General features: G+C 71.9%; 17 protein-coding genes and 2 pseudogenes. 8 read left to right on the top strand and 11 right to left on the bottom strand.

What is annotated here, in order from left to right; all coding sequences use genetic code 11:
* The first annotated feature begins 75 nt into the window (after positions 1-75).
* Entirely contained in the window at positions 76-813 is a 738-nt protein-coding gene (locus tag QUE51_RS06980; RefSeq protein WP_286278832.1) for a FadR/GntR family transcriptional regulator, read from the top strand.
* Here QUE51_RS06980 and QUE51_RS06975 read toward each other — a convergent pair.
* The 3 genes from QUE51_RS06975 to QUE51_RS06965 are packed head-to-tail and all read right to left on the bottom strand — an operon-like array spanning position 810 to position 3,332.
* Positions 810-1,394: a D-apionate lactonase family protein gene (locus QUE51_RS06975; RefSeq protein WP_491562654.1), complete on the bottom strand. Its 585-nt coding sequence runs from the start codon at positions 1,392-1,394 to the stop codon at positions 810-812. The genes QUE51_RS06980 and QUE51_RS06975 overlap by 4 nt on opposite strands.
* Positions 1,283-2,569, bottom strand: a complete 1,287-nt coding sequence (locus QUE51_RS06970) for a D-apionate lactonase family protein (protein ID WP_286278830.1) — start codon at positions 2,567-2,569, stop codon at positions 1,283-1,285. Before QUE51_RS06970 ends, QUE51_RS06975 begins: the two co-directional genes overlap by 112 nt.
* A gap of 1 nt (position 2,570) precedes the next feature.
* On the bottom strand, positions 2,571-3,332 hold the full coding sequence (locus tag QUE51_RS06965) for an SDR family NAD(P)-dependent oxidoreductase (protein ID WP_286278829.1): 762 nt from the start codon (positions 3,330-3,332) through the stop codon (positions 2,571-2,573).
* Positions 3,333-3,482: 150 nt separating this feature from the next.
* On the opposite strand from QUE51_RS06965, the gene QUE51_RS06960 reads away from it, so the two are divergent.
* Positions 3,483-3,938: a nitroreductase family deazaflavin-dependent oxidoreductase gene (locus tag QUE51_RS06960; RefSeq protein ID WP_286278828.1), complete on the top strand. Its 456-nt coding sequence runs from the start codon at positions 3,483-3,485 to the stop codon at positions 3,936-3,938.
* Here the strand turns inward: QUE51_RS06960 and QUE51_RS06955 are convergent.
* Positions 3,935-4,843, bottom strand: a complete 909-nt coding sequence (locus QUE51_RS06955) for a patatin-like phospholipase family protein (protein WP_286278827.1) — start codon at positions 4,841-4,843, stop codon at positions 3,935-3,937. The two genes, QUE51_RS06960 and QUE51_RS06955, sit on opposite strands and share 4 nt — an antisense overlap.
* Positions 4,844-5,033: 190 nt before the next feature.
* Positions 5,034-6,458 carry a helix-turn-helix domain-containing protein gene (locus QUE51_RS06950; protein WP_286278826.1) on the bottom strand — a complete coding sequence of 475 codons (1,425 nt, stop codon included), beginning with the start codon at positions 6,456-6,458 and terminating at the stop codon, positions 5,034-5,036.
* A gap of 98 nt (positions 6,459-6,556) precedes the next feature.
* Here QUE51_RS06950 and QUE51_RS06945 point away from each other — a divergent pair, with 98 nt between their 5' ends.
* The 4 genes and pseudogenes from QUE51_RS06945 (at position 6,557) to QUE51_RS06930 (ending at position 10,809) form a co-directional block, all read left to right on the top strand.
* Positions 6,557-8,410 (top strand): phosphoenolpyruvate carboxykinase (GTP), encoded by a 1,854-nt coding sequence (locus QUE51_RS06945; RefSeq protein ID WP_434017248.1) that lies wholly within the window; start codon positions 6,557-6,559, stop codon positions 8,408-8,410.
* Between the two features lie 161 nt (positions 8,411-8,571).
* Positions 8,572-9,372: an amino acid ABC transporter substrate-binding protein gene (locus QUE51_RS06940; protein WP_286278825.1), complete on the top strand. Its 801-nt coding sequence runs from the start codon at positions 8,572-8,574 to the stop codon at positions 9,370-9,372.
* 18 nt (positions 9,373-9,390) lie between these two features.
* Entirely contained in the window at positions 9,391-10,059 is a 669-nt protein-coding gene (locus QUE51_RS06935) for an amino acid ABC transporter permease (RefSeq protein WP_286278824.1), read from the top strand.
* Positions 10,046-10,809 (top strand): annotated as a pseudogene (locus tag QUE51_RS06930) (amino acid ABC transporter ATP-binding protein). The gene QUE51_RS06935 and the pseudogene QUE51_RS06930 overlap by 14 nt, the downstream one beginning before the upstream one ends.
* Positions 10,810-10,819: 10 nt before the next feature.
* Here the strand turns inward: QUE51_RS06930 and QUE51_RS06925 are convergent.
* The 5 genes from QUE51_RS06925 to helR form a co-directional block, all read right to left on the bottom strand.
* Positions 10,820-11,197, bottom strand: a complete 378-nt coding sequence (locus tag QUE51_RS06925) for a helix-turn-helix transcriptional regulator (protein WP_286278823.1) — start codon at positions 11,195-11,197, stop codon at positions 10,820-10,822.
* A complete protein-coding gene (locus QUE51_RS06920) occupies positions 11,140-12,273 on the bottom strand; it encodes a tetratricopeptide repeat protein (RefSeq protein ID WP_286278822.1) in 1,134 nt (377 codons plus the stop codon). The genes QUE51_RS06925 and QUE51_RS06920 overlap by 58 nt, the downstream gene beginning before the upstream one ends.
* A 561-nt stretch (positions 12,274-12,834) precedes the next feature.
* Positions 12,835-13,686: an AAA family ATPase gene (locus QUE51_RS06915; protein WP_286278821.1), complete on the bottom strand. Its 852-nt coding sequence runs from the start codon at positions 13,684-13,686 to the stop codon at positions 12,835-12,837.
* 56 nt (positions 13,687-13,742) lie between these two features.
* Positions 13,743-13,937, bottom strand: a complete 195-nt coding sequence (locus tag QUE51_RS06910) for a hypothetical protein (RefSeq protein WP_286278820.1) — start codon at positions 13,935-13,937, stop codon at positions 13,743-13,745.
* 102 nt (positions 13,938-14,039) lie between these two features.
* Positions 14,040-16,202: an RNA polymerase recycling motor ATPase HelR gene (helR, locus tag QUE51_RS06905; protein WP_286278819.1), complete on the bottom strand. Its 2,163-nt coding sequence runs from the start codon at positions 16,200-16,202 to the stop codon at positions 14,040-14,042.
* Positions 16,203-16,429: 227 nt separating this feature from the next.
* On the opposite strand from helR, the gene QUE51_RS06900 reads away from it, so the two are divergent.
* Together QUE51_RS06900 and QUE51_RS06895 are read left to right on the top strand one after the other, a co-directional pair.
* Positions 16,430-17,698: a GAF domain-containing protein gene (locus QUE51_RS06900; protein ID WP_286278818.1), complete on the top strand. Its 1,269-nt coding sequence runs from the start codon at positions 16,430-16,432 to the stop codon at positions 17,696-17,698.
* A gap of 86 nt (positions 17,699-17,784) precedes the next feature.
* Positions 17,785-18,236: pseudogene (locus QUE51_RS06895) on the top strand (DUF427 domain-containing protein).
* A 9-nt stretch (positions 18,237-18,245) separates the two neighbouring features.
* Here the strand turns inward: QUE51_RS06895 and QUE51_RS06890 are convergent.
* A complete protein-coding gene (locus QUE51_RS06890) occupies positions 18,246-18,974 on the bottom strand; it encodes an SDR family NAD(P)-dependent oxidoreductase (RefSeq protein WP_286278817.1) in 729 nt (242 codons plus the stop codon).
* Positions 18,975-18,993 lie beyond the last annotated feature (19 nt).

Raw genomic sequence — 18,993 nt, 5'->3', positions numbered from 1 at the left:
CGCTGTCAAACCGGTTGACCGGTTTTGGGGCGTGAGGAAGGTGGTTTTCTCGGCGCGAGCGGCTATGTTGACGCCATGCCGGCCTACCGCGACGACCGCTCCGCGGAGATCACCGCGGCCCTCGGGACCCTTCCCGCGGGGTCCGCCGTCTCGGTGGTGGCCACGCGCCTGCTTGACCTCTTCACGAGCGGGTCCATCGCCCCCGGCACCCGCCTGCCGCCGGAACGCCAGCTCGCGGCGAGCCTCGAGGTCGGCCGCTCGGCCGTCCGCGAGGCTCTCGCCGCGCTCGAGATCCTCGGGGTCGTCGACGTACGCCCGGGGTCCGGCACCTACCTCCGCGGAAGCGCGAGCGAACTGCTGCCGCAGACGCTCAAGTGGGGCGTGCTCATCGGCGAGCGGAACACCGTCGAGCTCCTCGAGCTGCGCTCGGGACTCGAGATCTTCGTCGCACGCCTGGCCGCCGAGCGGTTGACCGAGCGGCAGCTGGCCCTCCTCGGGCGGCACGTCGAGCAGATGCGCGCCTCGGTCGGCGACCTGCGCGCGTTCGTCAAGGCCGACCTCGCCTTCCACCACGACCTCGCCTCGAGCGTCGACAACACCCTCCTCCTCGACCTGCTTCAGATCGTCCGCTCGCTGCTGCGCGTCTGGGCCGATCGGGCTGTCGAGGACGAGGGCAACGCGCGCGTCGCGCTCGAGGAGCACGAGGCGATCCACCGCGCATTCGTCGCCCGCGACCCGGACGCCGCCGCGTCCGCGATGGCGGCGCACATGGCCACGGCCTCCGCGCGGCTCGCCCCCGTCAGCCTGAGCTAGAGCTCGACGCGGGCCGTTCCCAGGGCGCCGAGCTCCAGTTCCGTCGTCGCGCCGTCCGGCAGCGCGACGGACACCGATCGCGCGCCGGCCGTGAGGTTCGCGGCCAGGACCACCACAACGGACCCCCGTCGGGCGGCCAGCACCCACACGCCGTTCCGGCCGGCCTCCGGATCCGCCAGGAGCGGCAGGCCGGACAGCTCGCGCAGCCAGCCGAGTGCCTCCGCCACCGGGAACGGCTCTCCCGAGGACGACACGAGCCCGCGCGGCCCCCACTGCTCGAACCAGGTGACGCCCTCGACGCCGGGGACGGCCAGTGCCGCCGCGCCGGCGATGGTCCAGGCAGCGAGAGCGGCAGACGACTGGCGGGGGTCCGTCGCGTCGTACAGCTCCGCGCCGTAGCCGCCCCGGAGTCCCTCCGCCCCGCTGGGCGGGGCCGTCGTCGCCACCGCGTTGAAGCGCGGCAGCAGCGTCACGGGCCCCACGTGCACCGGCCGGCCCGCCGCGATGCGCACCGCATTCTCGGCGACCTGGCGCTGCATCGCGATCGACTCGACGAGCTGAGCCCGCTCGCGCGCGTGCATCTCGGGAGTGATGCTGAACGTGAGCGCCTCGAGGTCGGGGGCGAGACGCGCGGCCCCCGATTCAGCTCCGTGAAGTGCGAGCGCGCCCCGCCCACCAGAGGCAGCCGCTCGGCCCGATCGCCGATCGCCGCTTGAAGAGCCCGGGCGAGAGCAGGGCCGGTGATGTGGGTGCGCTTGTCGTAGATCCCGATCCTTGCGAGCCGCACCGGGGCGACGGCAGCCGCGATGGCGCTCAGGTCCTGACCCTCGTCCGCCACCACGCGGACGTCGAGCGGCACGCCATGGGCATCGGCGACGGCCCGAGCGAGCGCAGGTTGCCACGTGCGGGTCGTCAGGTCGAGCTCGACCAACAGGGAATCCGCGGGTGGCGCCGCGAGGACGGGGGAAGGGTCGGGGGCCGTGGAGGCTCCCACGCCGACCTGCGGCATGCGGCGGCCCGTCTCCTGCAGCGTGATCCGGCCGGAAGCAGCGTGAGGACGCGAGGCGGCGACCCGGCGAGCGGTGAGCTCGACGCTCTGGCGCACCTCGGCGCCCGCCGGCATGAGCACGGGGAACGGCACGGCAAGCGGCGTGCTGTACGTCTTGAACGAGGCGTCGGTCCAGTTGCGCTGGTCCTCCATCTCGAACACCTCGCCTGCGAAGTCGAGCGCACTTGCGACCCCCTCGGCCGTCCACTCCAGTCGCCGGATGTCCAAGGCGGGCTGGTGCGGACTGATCGTCTCCGGGAAACGGCCGTCCGTGCGGCTGCCGTCCGGAGCGATGACCGCCAGCGCCTCGCCCGCGACACCGGGCGGGTGCAGCACGACGAGCCCGAGCCGCGCCCGCAGGAAGTCGGTGTGCGAGGTGCAGGAGAACTCGACGCGGAGGCGATCCCCGTCGGCGCGCACGCGCAGCTCGCCGTCGAGGAGCGCCCCGAGGCCATCCATGCGCAGGGCGAGCGTGAGCCCGTCAGGCTCGTCCCGGACGGACTGAACCGACGTCGGCACGGTGCCCCAGTCCCGATCCCGCGCGACGGCGCGCACGGAGCGCAGCACGGGACTTCCGTCGTACGCGATGTCGGCCAGCTCGTCCCCGCGCCGCTCGATCCGCCAGGGACCGGAGAGCCATTCCGCGGGAAGGGGCTCGGTGTCACCCCAGGCGGCGTCGGCCCGCGCGTGCTCCTCGGGAGTCGTCATGTCAGAGGGTCGTCATGCCGCCGTCGACCGCGAACAGGGCGCCGGTTGCGAATGCGGCATCATCGCTGGCGAGGAACACCATGATCCCTTCGACATCCGCCGGCGAGCCGGCGCGCCCGAGCGGGATGCGTCCGATGATGGCAGCGCGGGACTCCGGGTCCGACGTGATCGCCGTCACCAGGGTCGTCTCCGTGTAGCCCGGTACCACCGTGTTGACCCGGATGTTCTCCTTCGCATACGCCGCTGCCACGGTCCGGGCCAGGCCATGGATTCCGGCCTTCGATGCGCTGTAGGCCGTGAAGTCGGCGCCCTCCCCGTTCAGGCCGGTCGGACTGCCCGTGAGGATGATCGAGCCGCCCCCGTTGAGGAGCATTCCCCGGACGGCATGCTTCACGGTGAGGAAGGTGCCGGTCAGGTTGACGTCGATCGTCTGGCGCCAGTGCTCCAGGTCGAGGTCCGCGATCCTCGCGTCCTTCCCGAAGAGCTGCACTCCGGCGTTGGCGACTACCACGTCCGGGCTCCAGCCGGCCGCCGCGAGCTCCGCGAAGGCGCCCTCCACCGCCGGTTCGTCGGAGATGTCCATCGTCACCGCGCGGCCACGGCCCTCGGGTGCGGCCGCGGCGGCCGCGCCCGCACCGTCGCCGTCCCGATCCGCGAACACCACGCGCGCGCCCTCCGCCGCGAAGCGGGACGCGACGGAGAGGCCGATCCCGGTCGCCGCCCCCGTCACGAGGGCGGTCTTGCCGGTGAGTCGATCGGTCACGGTGCTCCTCCTCGAGATGGTGGTCGAGATCCTACAACCGGTTGACCAGTTCGTCGGAGGCGAGCCGCTGCGCCGTCCGTTGACCCGCTCAAGGTCCGGGTCTATCGTCCATTTCATCAGTCGATGATTTCTCGACAGGGAGGCGGCGAGATGCCCCGGAGTGCCGCGCAGCAGGTCGGCCCCATCAAGCGGACCTGGCTGCGGATCATCAAGCACACGCTCAACCCGATCGCGATGCGAACAGCCCGGGCAGGCTGGGGACCGATCTCGCTCGTGCGCCACGTCGGCCGGAAGTCGGGGACGCGCTACGAGACGCCGCTGATCCTCGCCCGGGCACCGGGCGGGTTCGTGGCAGAGCTCACCTACGGCCCCCAGGTGGCGTGGTACCGCAACGTCATGGCGGCCGGGCGGTGCGAGATCGTCTACAAGGGCGCGACCCATCGGATCTCCGCGATCGAGCCGTACAGCACCGAGGACGGGCTGCGGGCCTACGGACCGCCCTTCGACCTCGCCCTCCGGCTGCTCGGCCGGCACGAGTTCCGCTTCCTGCGCGAGGAGCCGTCCGGCGGGCCTTCGCGGAAGGACGCGCCGGACGTCCCGAGCTAGGCCGCCCAGAAGCCCGAGAGCTCGGCCGCGAGCGCCCGGCCCTGGGCATGCCCTCCTCGCGCCGCAGGCGGACGCGTCGCCGGGTCCAGGGCGTTCGCGTTGAACACGTCGCCGGAGCGCTCGTCCGGGAAGACGGTCCTGACGTCGCTGCCGCCCGCGCGGAGCTCGTCCACCTGCGTGGCCAGGTCCATCCCCCACTCGCTCGGCGTGCGCGACCGTCCGCTGAACGGATCCAGCACCAGCACCCGGTCGCAGCCGGCCGCCAGGTCCGCATTCGAGGTCCGCCGATAGCCGCCGTTGAGATACCGCTTCTCGCCGATCCTGTACGGCCCTCCGAAGCCGTTGCTCGTGCTGGCTGCCACCGCGTCCACCAGGTCGATCCCGCTGTGGCCATCGAACACGACCGGCTCTCCCGTCCGTGCGTCGATCGCGGGGATCAGGACGCGCTGCTCCGGCCAGCTCTGCCGCGGGAGGCGCGAGGCGACGATGGCCCGCCAGCGGGCAGAGCCGGCTTCGTCGTCGGCGTCCATGCCGAGGGCCGCGGCGCCCATCCTGCGCCGCATGTCGGACGGATCCGCGGATTCGCCGATGATCCCGCCCGACCACTCCATGTACTGGGGTCCGGAGAGCGGGCCGCGGCCCCGAGCCGCCCCGGGGCCGTGAGGGGGAACGACCTCCGCGAGGATGGCGGCGTACAGCTCGGACGGGCGGATGCCGCTCGTGATCTGTGCTGCGACCGTCGATCCGGCGGAGGTGCCGATGACGAGGTCGGCGTGGGTCAGGTCGACGCCGGCCTCGGCGAGGCCGGCGATGAGCCCGAGCTGCCAGGCGTTGCCGGCTGCCCCGGCACCGGCGAGGACCAGTGCGCGCGTGGGAGTGAGGTCAGAAGAAGGTGTCGTGCTCATGGGAGTCGCCTTTCGCGAGATGCCTGTGCGGCGCTCCCCGATGCGACTGCGTCAGTCGCACTCCCTGAGGGGAGCACCCGATGCGGGTACTGCGGACATCGGTCTCACCTCCTGTCGATCGGAACTCGAACGCGGGAAAGCTAGCACGCCTCCGGCCCGGCGCGCGAGAGCGGGCGGGCGCCGGCCGTCTTCACTCCGCGGAGTGCTTCTCGAGGAAGCGATGCACCTCGTCGTCGTCGACGCCCGGGAAGGTGCCCGCCGGGAGCGGCGAGAGGATGTGGGCGTGCAGCTTGGCGCTCGGCCAGGCATAGCCGGCCCACCGGCGGGCGAGCTCCTCGCCCGTCCCGTCCGCGGCGTCGGCCGGTCGGCTCGCATCCCCGCGGACCCGGGTGTCCCGGCCACGGAACCACTTCGAGTCCGCGAAGCGCACCCCCACGCTGATGGAGAACTCCTCGCTCGAGGTCGTGCCGGTCTGCGTCGAGCACCAGAACGTGCCGGCCGGGGTGTCGGTGATCTGGTGGAACTCCGTCGTGCGGCTCGTCCGGGCGAACGCCGCTCGCGCCGCCCACGCCCGGGGAACGAACTGGCCTTCCACCGACCCGCTCACGTCGACGGGCAGCGGCAGGCCGTCGTTCTCGTAGGCCTTCTGGACGGCACCGTCCCCGCCGACCCGCAGGAAGTGGACCTGCAGCCCGAGGTGCGTCGTGGCGAGGTTCATGAAGCGCAGGCCGGCGGCCTCATGGGTCACCCCGAAGGCGTCCCGGAAGTCCTCGATGGCCAGATCCCGGCGCTGCTTCCCATCCGTCAGGAACTGCACGCTCGCGGGCTCTGGCATCAGACAGGCCGCGGCGAAGTAGTTGATCTGCAGCCGCTGGAGGAGGAACTCGGCATAGCTGGCCGGCTCCCGGTGGCCCAGCACGCGGTGGGCCATGGCCTGCAGGGCCAGCGCCCGGAGCCCGTGACCGCCCGGGATCGATGCGGGCGGCAGGTAGATGCGCCCGTTCCTCAGGTCGGTCACCGAGCGGGTCGAGTGGGGCAGGTCGCCCACGTGGATGATCTCGAAGCCGAGGTGCCGCGCCATCCGGGCGACATCGTGGTGGGTGAGCGCCCCGCGCTCGTGCCCCACCACGGCGAGCAGGCCGAGGGCTTCGCGCTCGATCTCGGGATGGTAGTGGTCCTGCTCCCGCTGCTGGAGCCGGAGCTCGGTGTTCGCGCGGCGGGCCTCCTCCGGCGTCGCGATGGATTCGGTGGCCCGGCGCATCAGCTCGCGATGCAGCCCGGTGAGCGACTCGAGCACGTCCTGCGGCAGGGCCCGGCTCACCTGCACGCGGGGCAGGCCGAGGCCGGTGTACAGCGCCCCCTGCTGCGCGCGCTCCAACTCGATCTCCAGAGCTGCACGGGGATCCGGCGGCTCGGCCACCAGCAGCTCGCCGATCTCCACCTCGAGGGCCTGCGCGACGCTCTCCAGCTGGGTGAGCCGGGGCTCTCGCCTGCCGTTCTCGATGAGGGAGAGCTGGCTCACGGCGATCCCGACGCGGGAGCCGAGATCCTCGAGTGTCAAGCTCCGCGCCTTGCGGAAGTGCCGGATGCGGCGCCCCACCGTCAGGAGATCCATTTTCCGCTTTCGATAAATTCAGCCGAATTTCTCCGACCATAGACGGAAACAGTCGCGCCGATCAAGCCCAGGATCGAGGCACCCCCGAAGGAGCCTCCATGACGATCGCCATGTCCGCCCTCCAGCCCAGCTCGCCGGACCCCACTCGCGGCCCCGCACGCAATCCCGCCCTGAATGCCTGGGTCTCCCAGATGACGGCCCTCCTCGATCCTGCCGAGGTGCACTGGTGCACCGGGAGCCAGGCGGAGTTCGACCAGCTCACCAAGCGCATGGTGCGGGAGGGTTCGCTGATCCGGCTCAACCCCGAGTGGCGGCCCAACTCGTTCCTGGCCCGCAGCGATCCGCGCGACGTCGCCCGGGTCGAGGAGCGGACCTTCATCTGCTCGACGGACCCCGCCGATGCGGGCGCCACCAACAACTGGCGGGAACCGGCCGAGATGAAGGAGGAGCTGCTCGGGCTCTTCGCCGGGGCCATGCGCGGCCGGACGCTCTACGTGGTGCCCTTCTCCATGGGCCCCCTCGGCAGCCCGCTCTCGAAGCTCGGCGTGCAGCTCACCGACTCCCCCTACGCGGTGATCTCGATGCAGATCATGACCCGCATGGGCACCGAGGCGCTGCAGCAGATCGGTCCCGACACCTCGTGGGTGCCGGCCGTGCACTCCGTGGGCTACCCCCTCGTCGACGCCGACGGCTCGCGCCGCGAGGACGTCGCCTGGCCCTGCAACGACACCAAGTACATCGCGCACTTCCCCGAGACCCGCGAGATCTGGTCCTTCGGCTCCGGCTACGGCGGCAACTCGCTCCTCGGCAAGAAGTGCTTCGCACTGCGCATCGCCTCCGTGATCGCCCGTGACGAGGGATGGCTCGCCGAGCACATGCTCATCGTCAAGGTGACCTCCCCCGAGGGGCGCGCCTACCACCTGGCCGCGGCCTTCCCATCGGCGTGCGGAAAGACGAACTTCGCGATGCTGCAGCCGACCATCCCGGGCTGGAAGGTGGAGACCATCGGCGACGACATCGCCTGGCTCCGCCCCGACGCGGAGGGCCGTCTCCGGGCGATCAATCCCGAGCGCGGGTTCTTCGGAGTCGCTCCGGGCACCGGCGAGCGCACCAACCCTGCCGCGGTCGCCACGATCTGGGGCAACACGATCTTCACGAACGTGGCCCTCCAGGACGACGGCGACATCTGGTGGGAGGGCCTCAGCGACCGCGCTCCTGAGCGGGCCGTCGACTGGCAGGGCCGTCCGTGGACCGAGGGCATCAAGGCGCCCGCAGCCCACCCCAACGGCCGATTCACCGTGCCCGCCGACCAGTGCCCGAGCATCGCCGACGACTGGGACGACCCGGCCGGCGTCGTCATCGACGCCATCCTGTTCGGCGGCCGCCGCTCCACCAACGTGCCGCTCGTCGCCGAGGCGACCGACTGGGAGCACGGCGTATTCCTCGGTGCCACGATGTCCAGCGAGCAGACCGCGGCTGCAGAGGGCCAGGTGGGCGAGCTCCGCCACGACCCGTTCGCCATGCTCCCCTTCTGCGGCTACGACATGGGCCGCTACTGGCAGCACTGGCTCAAGGTCGGTGCCACCCTCGGCGTGAGCGCGCCGCCGATCTTCCAGGTCAACTGGTTCCGCAAGGGGCAGGACGGCTCCTTCCTCTGGCCGGGGTTCGGCGAGAACGCTCGCGTCGTCGAGTGGATCATCCGCCGGCTCGAGGGCGCCGTGGCGGGCCGGCCCTCCCCTGCCGGTCGGCTGCCACTGGAGGCCGACTTCGACCTCGAGGGGCTCGAGCTGGCGCCGGGCGCCTGGGACGAGCTGTTCCGGATCGATCCGGTCGCCTGGCTGCAGGAGGCCGACCAGACGCAGGGCCTGTTCGAGCGCATCGGGAACACCGTCCCGCAGGCGCTGCGGAGCGAGCTCACCCAGCTGCGCTGGAACCTGATGTCGCGGCTCTGACGAGCCGGCGCTCAGGAGCCGGCTCTCGCCCGGGAACGCGAGGCCGACGTCGCCGCGGTCACGTGGCGTAACGCCCCCGGAGGAATTCCTCCGGGGGTTGTTACGTTCGGGTCGTGGGTCCGGTTCCTCGGGCCGCACCACAATCCCCTGGAGCTCATCCCGTGAAATACCGCCTGCCTGCCATCGCCCTTCTCGCCGCAGCGACGATCGCCCTGACCGGCTGCTCGACCGACAGCGCGAGCGGGAAGGCCAGCGGGGACACCCTCGCCGACGTCACCAAGGCCGGCGAGATCGTGTTCGGCACCGAGGGCACCTACCGCCCCTTCTCGTTCCACGAGGACGGCTCCGGCGACCTGACCGGCTACGACGTCGAGATCGCCCAGGCCGTCGCGAAGAAGCTCGGCGTGAAGGCCCGCTTCGAGGAGACCCAGTGGGATGCGATCTTCGGCGGCCTGGAATCGGGCCGGTTCGACGCCATCTCCAACCAGGTGTCGATCACGCCGGAGCGGGAGAAGGACTACCTCTTCTCGGAGCCGTACACCGTCTCCCAGGGGGTCATCGTCACCCTCGAGGACAACACGGACATCGCCTCGTTCGCTGACCTCGCCGGCAAGACGACCGCGCAGTCGCTCACGAGCAACTGGTACGAGCTCGCGCAGAAGAGCGGCGCGAACGTCGAGGAGGTCGAGGGCTGGGCCCAGGCCGTCACCCTCGTGCAGCAGCACCGCGTCGACGCCACGATCAACGATGAGCTCACGTGGCTCGACTACCGGACCACCGACGGCGCCAACGGCCTCAAGGTCGTCGCCACCACCGAGGACAGCTCGAAGCAGGCGTTCGCGTTCCCGAAGGGCAGCGAGACGCTGGTCGCCGCCGTGAACGACGCGCTGGACGAGCTCCGCGCCGATGGCACGCTCGCGAAGATCAGCGACAAGTACTTCGGTGACGATGTCACCGAGTAGGACCCCGGGAGCGAGGCGGTGACGTCGGAGAACCTCTCCCTCATCCTCACCTCGCTGGGACCGATCGTGCTCGCCGCGATCGCCGGGACGATCCCGCTCGCCCTGATCTCCTTCGCGGTCGGGCTCGCCATCGCCGTGGCGGTCGCGCTCATGCGGCTGTCGAAGGTGCGGATCGTCTCGGCGCTCGCGCGGTTCTACGTCTCGGTGGTGCGGGGCACCCCGCTGCTCGTGCAGCTGTTCGTGATCTTCTACGGACTCCCGTCGATCGGGCTCACCATCGACCCCTGGCCGAGCGCCATCGCGGCCTTCTCCATCAACGTCGGCGGCTACGCCGCAGAGATCGTCCGCGCGGCGATCCTGTCGGTGCCGAAGGGGCAGTGGGAGGCGGCGCACGTGATCGGGATGTCCCGCCGGCTCGCGCTGCGCCGCATCATCCTTCCGCAAGCGGCGCGGGTCTCGGTGCCGCCCCTGTCCAACACGTTCATCAGCCTGGTGAAGGACACCTCGCTCGCGTCGCTCATCCTCGTGACCGAGCTCTTCCGCCAGACCCAGGAGATCGCGGCCTTCAGTGGGGAGTTCATGACGCTGTACCTGGAGGCCGCTCTGGTCTACTGGGTCATCTGTCTGGGCCTCTCGGCCGCACAGAACCGGCTGGAGAGGCGATTGGACCGCTATGTCGCGCACTGAGCCGCTGCTGACCGTGCGCGGGCTCGCGAAGAGCTTCGGCGCCACCCCCGTCCTGCGCTCGATCGATCTCGACGTGCCGGCCGGCACGGTCACAACCCTCATCGGGCCCTCCGGGTCGGGCAAGACGACGCTGCTGCGGTGCCTGAACGGGCTCGAGGTGCCCGAGGCCGGCACGGTCACCGTCTCCGGCGGGCCGAGCGTCGACTTCGGCGATGCCGTGTCCCAGCGCCGGTTGGCCGCCTTGCGCGACTGCTCGGCCATGGTGTTCCAGCACTACAACCTGTTCCCGCACAAGACGGTGCTCGACAACGTGATCGAGGGTCCCGTCATCGTGCAGCGGCGCCCCCGGCCCGAGGCCGTCGCCGAGGCGACCGCGCTGCTGGAGCGGGTCGGGCTCGGCGAGAAGCGGGACGCCTACCCGTTCTCCCTCTCGGGCGGGCAGCAGCAGCGAGTGGGCATCGTCCGGGCACTCGCGCTCAAGCCGCGCCTCCTCCTGTTCGACGAGCCCACCTCGGCACTCGACCCGGAGCTGGTGGGTGACGTGCTCTCGCTGATGCGCGAGCTCGCGGCGGAGGGCTGGACCATGGTCGTCGCCACGCACGAGCTGCAGTTCGCGCGGGAGGTGGCGAACGAGGTGCTGTTCATGGACGGTGGCGTCATCGTCGAGCGGGGGCGCCGGCGCAGGTGCTCGGCAGCCCGCACGAGGAGCGCACGAGGCGCTTCGTGCAGCGGCTGACGAACCCGCTCTGACCCGCCGCGCTCAGGTCGCCGGCGGGGCCATCGACCGCTGCGCGAGGTAGGCGGCCTCGGTGCGGGTGGAGGCACCCAGCTTCCGGAGGATGCTCGACACGTGCACGCTCGCGGTCTTGGGGCTGATGAAGAGGGCCCGGGCGATATCGGCGTTGCTCATCCCCTGCGCGACGAGCGCCAGCACCTGCTGCTCGCGCTCGGTGATGCCGAGGTCTCCCGTCGGCCGGACGCCGGAGTGCGCGCCGAGCCGACGTCGCAGCTCTTGCGCGCGACGCTCGACGAGCCCGGCCCCCAGCTCGGTCGCGTGGGCGGCCGCGGCGTCGAGGTGCTCTAGGGCCGGCCCTCGCGAACCGCGAGCCGCCAGCGCCTCGGCGTGCCGCAGGTGCACATAGGGCCGCAGATGGGCGTCGACGCCGGGCAGCGCCGCCGCGTGCAGCGCCGCCGCCCAGCGGTCCGGGTCGTCCGTGGCGAGCTCCGCCTCGAAGAAGGCGGCATGCGTCGCGGCCGTGGGCCAGGTCGCGCAGTCGGCGAGAACCTCCCGCAGCGCCGAGCCCACCACAGCCTCCCCGCCATCCGGCACGTCCCGGCCGCTCGAACGGAACGCCGCCAGCGTCCGGGCCGCGACGACGAGCAGGGGAAGGGTGTACGGAGGAGCCGGGGCGAGTTCTCCGGAAGAGCCGCCCGGGCGTACCCCCACGCCGAGTCGAGGTCGCCGGCCTCGAGACTGATCTCCGCGGCCACGCGCGCGAAGGCGAGGCCCGACTGCAGCTCGGTCTGGAGCTGAGCGCTCAAGGACCGCTTCCACCGGTGCAGCGACTCCACCGCAGCATCGGTGTCGCCCGACCAGAGCAGCCACCAGAGCTTCAGGCGCCGGAGATGCGCGCTGAAGCCGAGCGGAGGCTCGAGGGCCAGGGCCCTGTCCAGCACCTCGTTGGCTCGAGTCCAGTCTCCGAGGGCGAACAGCGGCTCGACCGTGTTCGACATGAGGATCGCTCCCGAGGTGCGCTCCAGTCCGCGACGGCGCGCATTCTCCGTGCCCTCGACGGCGACGGCGACCGCCTCCTCGAAGCGCCCCGTGAGGTGGAATGCGTCGGAGAGGTTCACCCGATAGCGGAGGCGCGCAGACGGGTCGCCGACACCCAGCTCCCCGGCACGCTGCAGGTCCGCGAGACCGCTCTCGATGTCGCCGGACATGACCTTCGAGGTGCCGCGGATGTTGAGCGCCACCGACATGCGGCCCGGCGAATCGACATGCTGGGCCTCCTCGAAGGCCCGGTTGGCTGTGGCGATCGCCTCCCGCGTGCGGCCCGAGAGCATCAGGCGTGCGCTCAGCTCGCCGAGCACGTTGGCCCTGGTGAAGCTGGCCCCGTCCTCCTCGAGCAGCTCGACGGCCTCCTCGAGGAGGTCGATGGATCCGAGCCGCCCCAGGTTGGCCAGGTACGAGGCCTTGTTGCGGAGGAGCATGGCGCGCTGCACCCGCTCGCCCGCTCCGGTCTCCGCCAGCGCCTCGTCGACCAGCGCGACGGCCCGATCGCTCTCCCCGCGTTGCGGAACGCGTAGGCGGTGTCCGCGAGGAGGTCGCGCCGGGCCCGGCCCGCCAGCTGCTCCGCGCCATCGACCGAGTTCCACAGCTCGAGCGCGCGCTCGCCCATCCGGGCCGCAGTGCCGTGCGCGAAGTCGCGCCGCGCCTGCTCCATCGCCGCGATCGACGCACGGAAGGCGGCGCGGCTGTCGTGGGCGGCCATCCAGTGGAACGGGATCTCGGGCGAGGCGTTCGCCTCCGCAGACGCCTCGAGCGCTGCTGCGTAGGCACTGTGGAAGCGCACCCGCTCTCCCGGCAGAAGCTCGGCGTGGACGGCGTCGCGGACGAGTGCATGCCGGAACTGGTATGAACTCGTCTCGGCGCTGATGAGGTTCGCCCGCACGGCCTCCCGGATCGCGTCATCGAGTGCCGCGGCGTCGCCGTCGAACACCGCCTCGAGGAGCGCGTGCTCGACGCCGGTCCCCCGGCCGCAAGCAGGCGCATCACCCGCTGAGTGGGTGGCGAGAGAGTCTCGTAGCGCGCGAGCAGGACGTCGCGGAGGTTGCCCGGGACGCCGTCACCGCCCTCGGCCTGCTGGGCCTCCACAAGCTCCTCGACGAAGAAGGGGTTGCCGTCCGATCGGTCGTAGATGGAGGAGAGCTCGGGTGCGTCGGGGACCGCGCCGAGGAGGGAGCCGACCAGCCGCCGCACCTGATCCCTGTCGAGCCGGCGGAGGGCGAGCCGCGTCGCCCCGGGCATCCGCTCCAGCTCGGGCAGCCAGCGGGCGAGGGCGTCGTCGCGGCGCACGTCGTCGTTGCGGTAGGTGAGCACGAACAGCACGGCGCCGTGCTGGATGACGCGCACGAGGAAGCGCAGCAGTGTGAGGGTGGCGGGATCCCCCAGTGCAGGTCCTCGAGAACGATCACGAGGGTCCGTTCGGCCGCGAGGCTCTCGAGCGTGGACGCGACCGCCTCGTACAGCCGCTCAGCACTGCCGCCCGTGGGAGGCTCGGCGCCGAAGAGCCGCGGCAGAACCGCTCCGAGCGCGTCCCCGGCCGGCCCCGCCGCCTCGCGCAGCGCCGACTCGCCGAGCGCTGCCAGGAGCGACCGGAAGACACCGCTCACGGGCGCATACGGCGGGGCGTCGTCGCCGAGGTCCACACACTGGCCGCGCACGACCAGCGGCGCACTGCCGAGAGCGCTCACGAACTCCGCCACGAGACGCGACTTGCCGATGCCGGCCTCCCCGCCGACGGCGACGGTGCGCGGGATCCCCGTCTGCACGATGCGGAGCGCCTCCGCGAGGGCCTCGAGCTCCGTCTCGCGTCCCACGAGTGCGGAGCGCGCCGGCGACATCCGGTCATCGTCCCACCGCGCACCGACATCCGGCCAGCGGCCGGGGGCCCGCCCGGTCAGTGCGCGTGCCGCGAGGCGGCTCGGCCTGTGCGGGCGGACTGGCGGAACAGCAGCCAGCCGCCGCGAGGGCGCGCGTCGCCGCCCTGCTCCGCGAGACGCTCGAGTTGCACCCGCCGCCGCTCCAGCTCGATGGCGAGGCGTGCCTCCTGCTCGCGGTTCAGCACCTCGAACGCGTACTCGTTGACGATCATCTGTCGCTCCTTCAGCCGATCCGATGCCTCGACGTTCCTCTCTGAGCACCGGCACTGGCATCGGGCGGATGCCCTATCTCGGGTGCTCCGCGCGGCGACGGCCTAGGACGGTCGATCGCTCGTCAGCAGGACCAGCTGCCGGGTCGCCCGCGTCATGGAGACGTACCGGTCGACGGCCCCCTCGATGCTGCTGCCGAAACGGTCGGGGTCGACGAGGACGACCAGGTCGAACTCGAGTCCCTTGGCCGTCTCGGGCGTCAGCGAGCGGACCCGCTCCGAGCCCGCATAGCCCGGATCGCCGATCACGCAGGCGATCCCCTGCTCGTGCTCCGCCAGCCAGCTCTCGAGGATCCCGGGCAGCTCCCGGGTGGCTCCCCGCACGACCGGAACGCCGCTTCGGCGGATGGAGACGGGCACGTTGGCGTCCGGTAGGGCCGCGCGGATGACCGGCTCGGCCTCGGCCATCACCTCCTCGGGCGTGCGGTAGTTGACCGTCAGCGACGAGAGCGTCACGGAAGCGATGCCGACCCGCGCCAGCCGGGCCTGCCACGACTCGGCGAACCCGTGCCGGGCCTGCGCGCGGTCGCCCACGATCGTGAAGCTCCGCGACGGGCAGCGCCGCAGCAGCATCCCCCACTCGGCGTCGGTCAGCTCCTGCGCCTCGTCGACCAGTATGTGTGCGAACGGGCCGGCGAGCAGGTCGGGGTCGGCGCCCGGCAGCGCCGCCTCGTCGGTCAGGCTGTTCCGCGCATCCTGCCCGCGCAGGATCGACATCGTCAGCATCTCGCTGTCGTCCGCGGCGATGAGCTCGTCCAGCACCCGGTCGCGCTGCTCCCGCTCGGCCGCGAGGGCCGCCTCCCGAGCGCGTCGCCGCGCGGCGGCCTCCGGGTCGCCGACGCGCAGGCGTGCGGCGTCGAGGAGCGGGAGATCCGACACCGTCCACCGGTCGCGGCCGTCCCGCTGCAGCGCAGAGACCTGTGCGCGGGAGAGCCACGGTGCGCACTCCTGCAGGAGGTCGGGCCTCGTCCACAGGTCGCGCAGAACGCCGACCGGGTCCAGCAGGGGCCACGCACGGGCGAAGGCGGCCCGCAGCTCCTCGCTCCGGAGGAGCGCCCGGCCGATCAGGTGCGGCGGCGCCTCCTCGTCCTCCTTGTCGAGCTGGTCCGTCACGACGTCGATCAGCTCCTGCCAGACCTGGTCTCTGGCGTCGTTGTGCGGAAGAGCGGGATCGGCTGCCGCGAACGCCTCCGCCCAATCCGCGGCGCCGATGCGGATGTCGCCCCAGGGAGTTGTGACGGTCATCCCTCGGGTGGGCGGCCGCTCGAAGGAGCGGACCGCGTTCTCGACGGCACGTGCGAGGTCCGCGGACGACTTCAGCCGGGCGACCTCCGGGTCCGTCTCCCCGGGCACCGCCCGTCCGCCGGGCACCAGGTCGCGGAGGGTGCAGATCTGCACGCTCTCCTCGCCCAGGCTGGGCAGGACGTCGGCGACGTAGGACAGGTAGGGCTCATGCGGTCCGACGAAGAGCACGCCGCCCCTGCTGGGCGCGAGGCGCGGGTCCGAGTAGAGCAGGTAGGCGGCACGGTGCAGGGCCACGACGGTCTTCCCCGTGCCGGGGCCCCCGTCCACGACGAGCGCACCGCGGGAGTCGGCGCGGATGATGGCGTCCTGATCGGCCTGGATGGTGCTCAGGACGTCGCGCATCCTCGGGGAGCGGCTCGCGCCCAGACTCGCGAGGAGGGCCGACTCGTCGTCCAGCGCGGGGTTCCCGTCGAGGTGCTCGGGTGTGAAGACCTCGTCCCAGTAGTCGCTGATCCGGCCGGCGGTCCAGCGGTACCGGCGACGGCTGACGAGGCCCATGGGGTTCGCGAGGGTCGCCCCGAAGAAGGGTTCCGCCGCCGGCGTCCGCCAGTCCACGAGCAGCTGACGCCCGTCGGCGTCGCTCAGACCGAGCCGCCCGATATAGACGGGCGCGTCCTCCCCCGCGAGGACGATTCGGCCGAGGCAGAGGTCGAGGCGGTAGCGGCGCAGAGCTCGGAGGCGGGCGGAGAGCCGGTGCACATCCAGATCCCGGTCCATCGCCTGCTGGCCCCGGCCGCCGGGGGCGAGGCGCGCGGCGGCGAGACGGCGGGAGAGCTCGGCGATCGAGGTCTCGAGGCTGGCGGCGATCGCGGCGAAGTGCCGCTCGTCGGAGGCGAGAAGCGCAGGATCGCGCTTCGCGGCGAGGCGGTCGGGGAGGTCGAAGGCACTGGCGAGAACGGGCACGGTCGACGATTTTCGACCGTCCCCCGGGTCTTGCGGCAAGCCCCTGTCCGCGCTATAGCTTGAGAGTGAGGGGACGGTTGCCCTGCCGCGCACAGACGGGCAGGCCCTTCCGCACCCCGGTCCCGCGGCCCGTCGTGGAAGCCCTCCTCCCGCTCCACGAGCTGTGTCCGGGAACACGCGAGCCCACGGCCGGGACCGCCGCCGTCCGGCCCCTAGCATGACCGGACGTGGTCGTCCGCCTGGCGCCATCGGGGACGGGTGGGCTTCTCATGTTGCAGGACTTCGTCGGCTTCCGCGCAGCGGCCCGCCTCTGGTACGCGAAGACGCTCGCGGACGGTGGAGCCGTCCCGTACGCGAGGGATGAGCCGCGAGTGAGCACGGGCCGGCGCGGTGCCGACCGTGTCCTGCTCGTCGGCAACGGACCCGCTCACGGCTGGGGCGTCGCCAGCCATCAGCTCTCGCTGCCCGGCGCGCTGGGCCGCTCATTCACCCGCCGGACCGGTCGAGGCTGTGATGTCGACTTCGTCGGTGAGGAGCTCATGAGCATGGGCGCCGCCGTGCCCTGGCTCGGCAACCGCGATCTCGAGCCGTACGACCTCGCCGTCGTCGTCATCGGCATGAGCGATGCGGTGCGCCTCACGAGGCTCGAGGACTGGGAGCGGGACCTCGACGCGCTCCTCCGACACCTCCACTCCGGCCTCCGGAAGAACGTCCGGACGGTGATCGCCGGCATCCAGACGGTCGCCTCGGTGCCGCCGTATCGCGGCCTGTTCGCGGTCGCAGGGCAGCGGCACGCCGATCGTCTCAACACCGTCACGGCTCGCGCAGTCGCTGCGACGGGCCGCGACGTGTTCCTGCCGATGCCGGAGCCGACGCCCGAGCTCGGCCGCCCCTTCGGATCGCCCCGGATGTACGAAGGGCTCGCCGACGCCATGACGGCGACCGCGGCGCCGCTGCTGGACGAGGTCCGTGCCGGCGAGGCGGAGCGCCGGGAGTCGATGGCGGGCGCGGTGAAGTGGCGGTGGGCCGGCGCCGAACGTGTGATGCAGGCTGCCGGGACACGGGGCACTCCCCGCCTGCAGGCACTGACCCAGCGCGCCAAGGAGCAGTTCGGAGTGCAGCTGTCCGCCGTCACGCTGCTGAACGACGACCGGCTCTGGTTCGCGGCGGCGTCGGCGGGGACGCCCGTGTCGATCCCGGCCGAGCTCTCGTACTGCGTGCACGCGCTGCGCACCGGCGCGCCGCTCGTCGTGCCGAATGCGCTGTCCGATGAGCGGTTCAGGCACAACGAGTTCATCAATTTGTCCCACCTGCCGTTCTACGCCGGAGTGCCGCTCCACTCGCTGGCGGGCGACCCGATCGGGATGTTCTGCCTGCTGGCCGCCCAGCCGCGCGGAGCGCGAACCGTCTCGCTCGACGCCCTCCAGGCCTTCGCCCGCGAGGCGGAGGCGGAACTGCAAGGGCTCGAGCTCGAGGCCGATCTCGCCGCTCGCTGATCGGGTGTCGGCGTCCGCACAGTCGAATCGGCCTAGCGTGACGCCATGACGATCACTCGCGTTCCCCGGGTCCCGGCCAGGAGTCGGTGTGGGACTACCCGCGCCCTCCCCGCGTCGAGCCGAGCGGCCAGCGGGTCGTGGTGCGCCTGGGCGGGATGGTCATCGCCGACACGCGCGAGGCGCTCCGGGTGCTCGAGACGAGCCACCCGCCCGCGTACTACCTGCCACGATCCGCCTTCGCGCAGGGCTTCCTTCGCCCGGCCCGCGGCTCCTCGATGTGCGAGTACAAGGGCCGCGCCTCCTACCTGGACCTGGTGGCCGGCGATGCCGTCGCTCCTCGAGCCGCCTGGACCTACCCCACGCCGCTGCCCGGTTTCGAGGTGCTCGCCGACCACATCTCGCTCTACCCGGGCGCTGTCGACTCCTGCGAGGTGGACGGTGAGCGGGTGGTGCCGCAGGAGGGCGGCTTCTACGGCGGCTGGATCACCTCGCGCGTCGTGGGGCCGTTCAAGGGGCTCCGGGCACGCTCGGGTGGTGACGGGCGGCACTACGCGCTGAGGCCGCCATCGACCGGCAGGACGATGCCACTGATGTGGCCGGCCGAGTCGCTCAGCAGCCATGCGGCCGCCTGCCCCACATCCACTCCGCTTCCCGCCTTGCGCAGCGGCGTCGACGCGATGCGCGCCTCGACGCCGCCGGGAATCGCCTCGCGCGTCACCGTGAGCATGGGCGTCTCGGTCGGACCCGGCGCGAGGGCGTTGACCCGGATGCCCCGCGGGCCGTTGTCATGCGCTGCCGTCCGGGTCAGGCCGATGACGGCGTGCTTCGTGGCGTTGTATGCACCGAGTCCCGAGCCGCCGCGCGTGCCGCTGACGCTGCTCACATTGACGATGGAGCCCGCGCCGGCCTCACGCATGATGCGCAGCTCCTCCCGCATGCACAACCACGTGCCCTTCACGTTCACCGCCATGATCCGGTCGAACTCGCTCTCCGGCACCTGGTCCAGAAGCCCCGCCTGAGTCATCGCCGCACAGTTGAACGCCCCGTCGAGCCGACCGAATCGAGCCGCCGTCGCATCCACCGCGCGCGCGACATCCGCGGCGACCGACACATCGCCTACCGTGAACGCCGCATCGGGGCCTGTGCGCTGAATTCGCTCGGCTGTCGTGCGCAGCGCGTCCTCGCCTCGGGCGAACAGCATCACCGAGGCCCCGTGCTCGGCGAAGACACGTGCGGCGTCGGCACCGATGCCGTAGCTCGCGCCCATCACGAGCACGACCTTGCCGTCGAGCAGG

It is taken from the genome of Naasia aerilata (genome assembly GCF_030296595.1).
Classification (GTDB): Bacteria; Actinomycetota; Actinomycetes; order Actinomycetales; family Microbacteriaceae; genus Naasia; species Naasia aerilata.
Note: the sequence above shows the minus strand (reverse complement) of the source record. Positions and strands in the feature narration are given on the sequence as shown.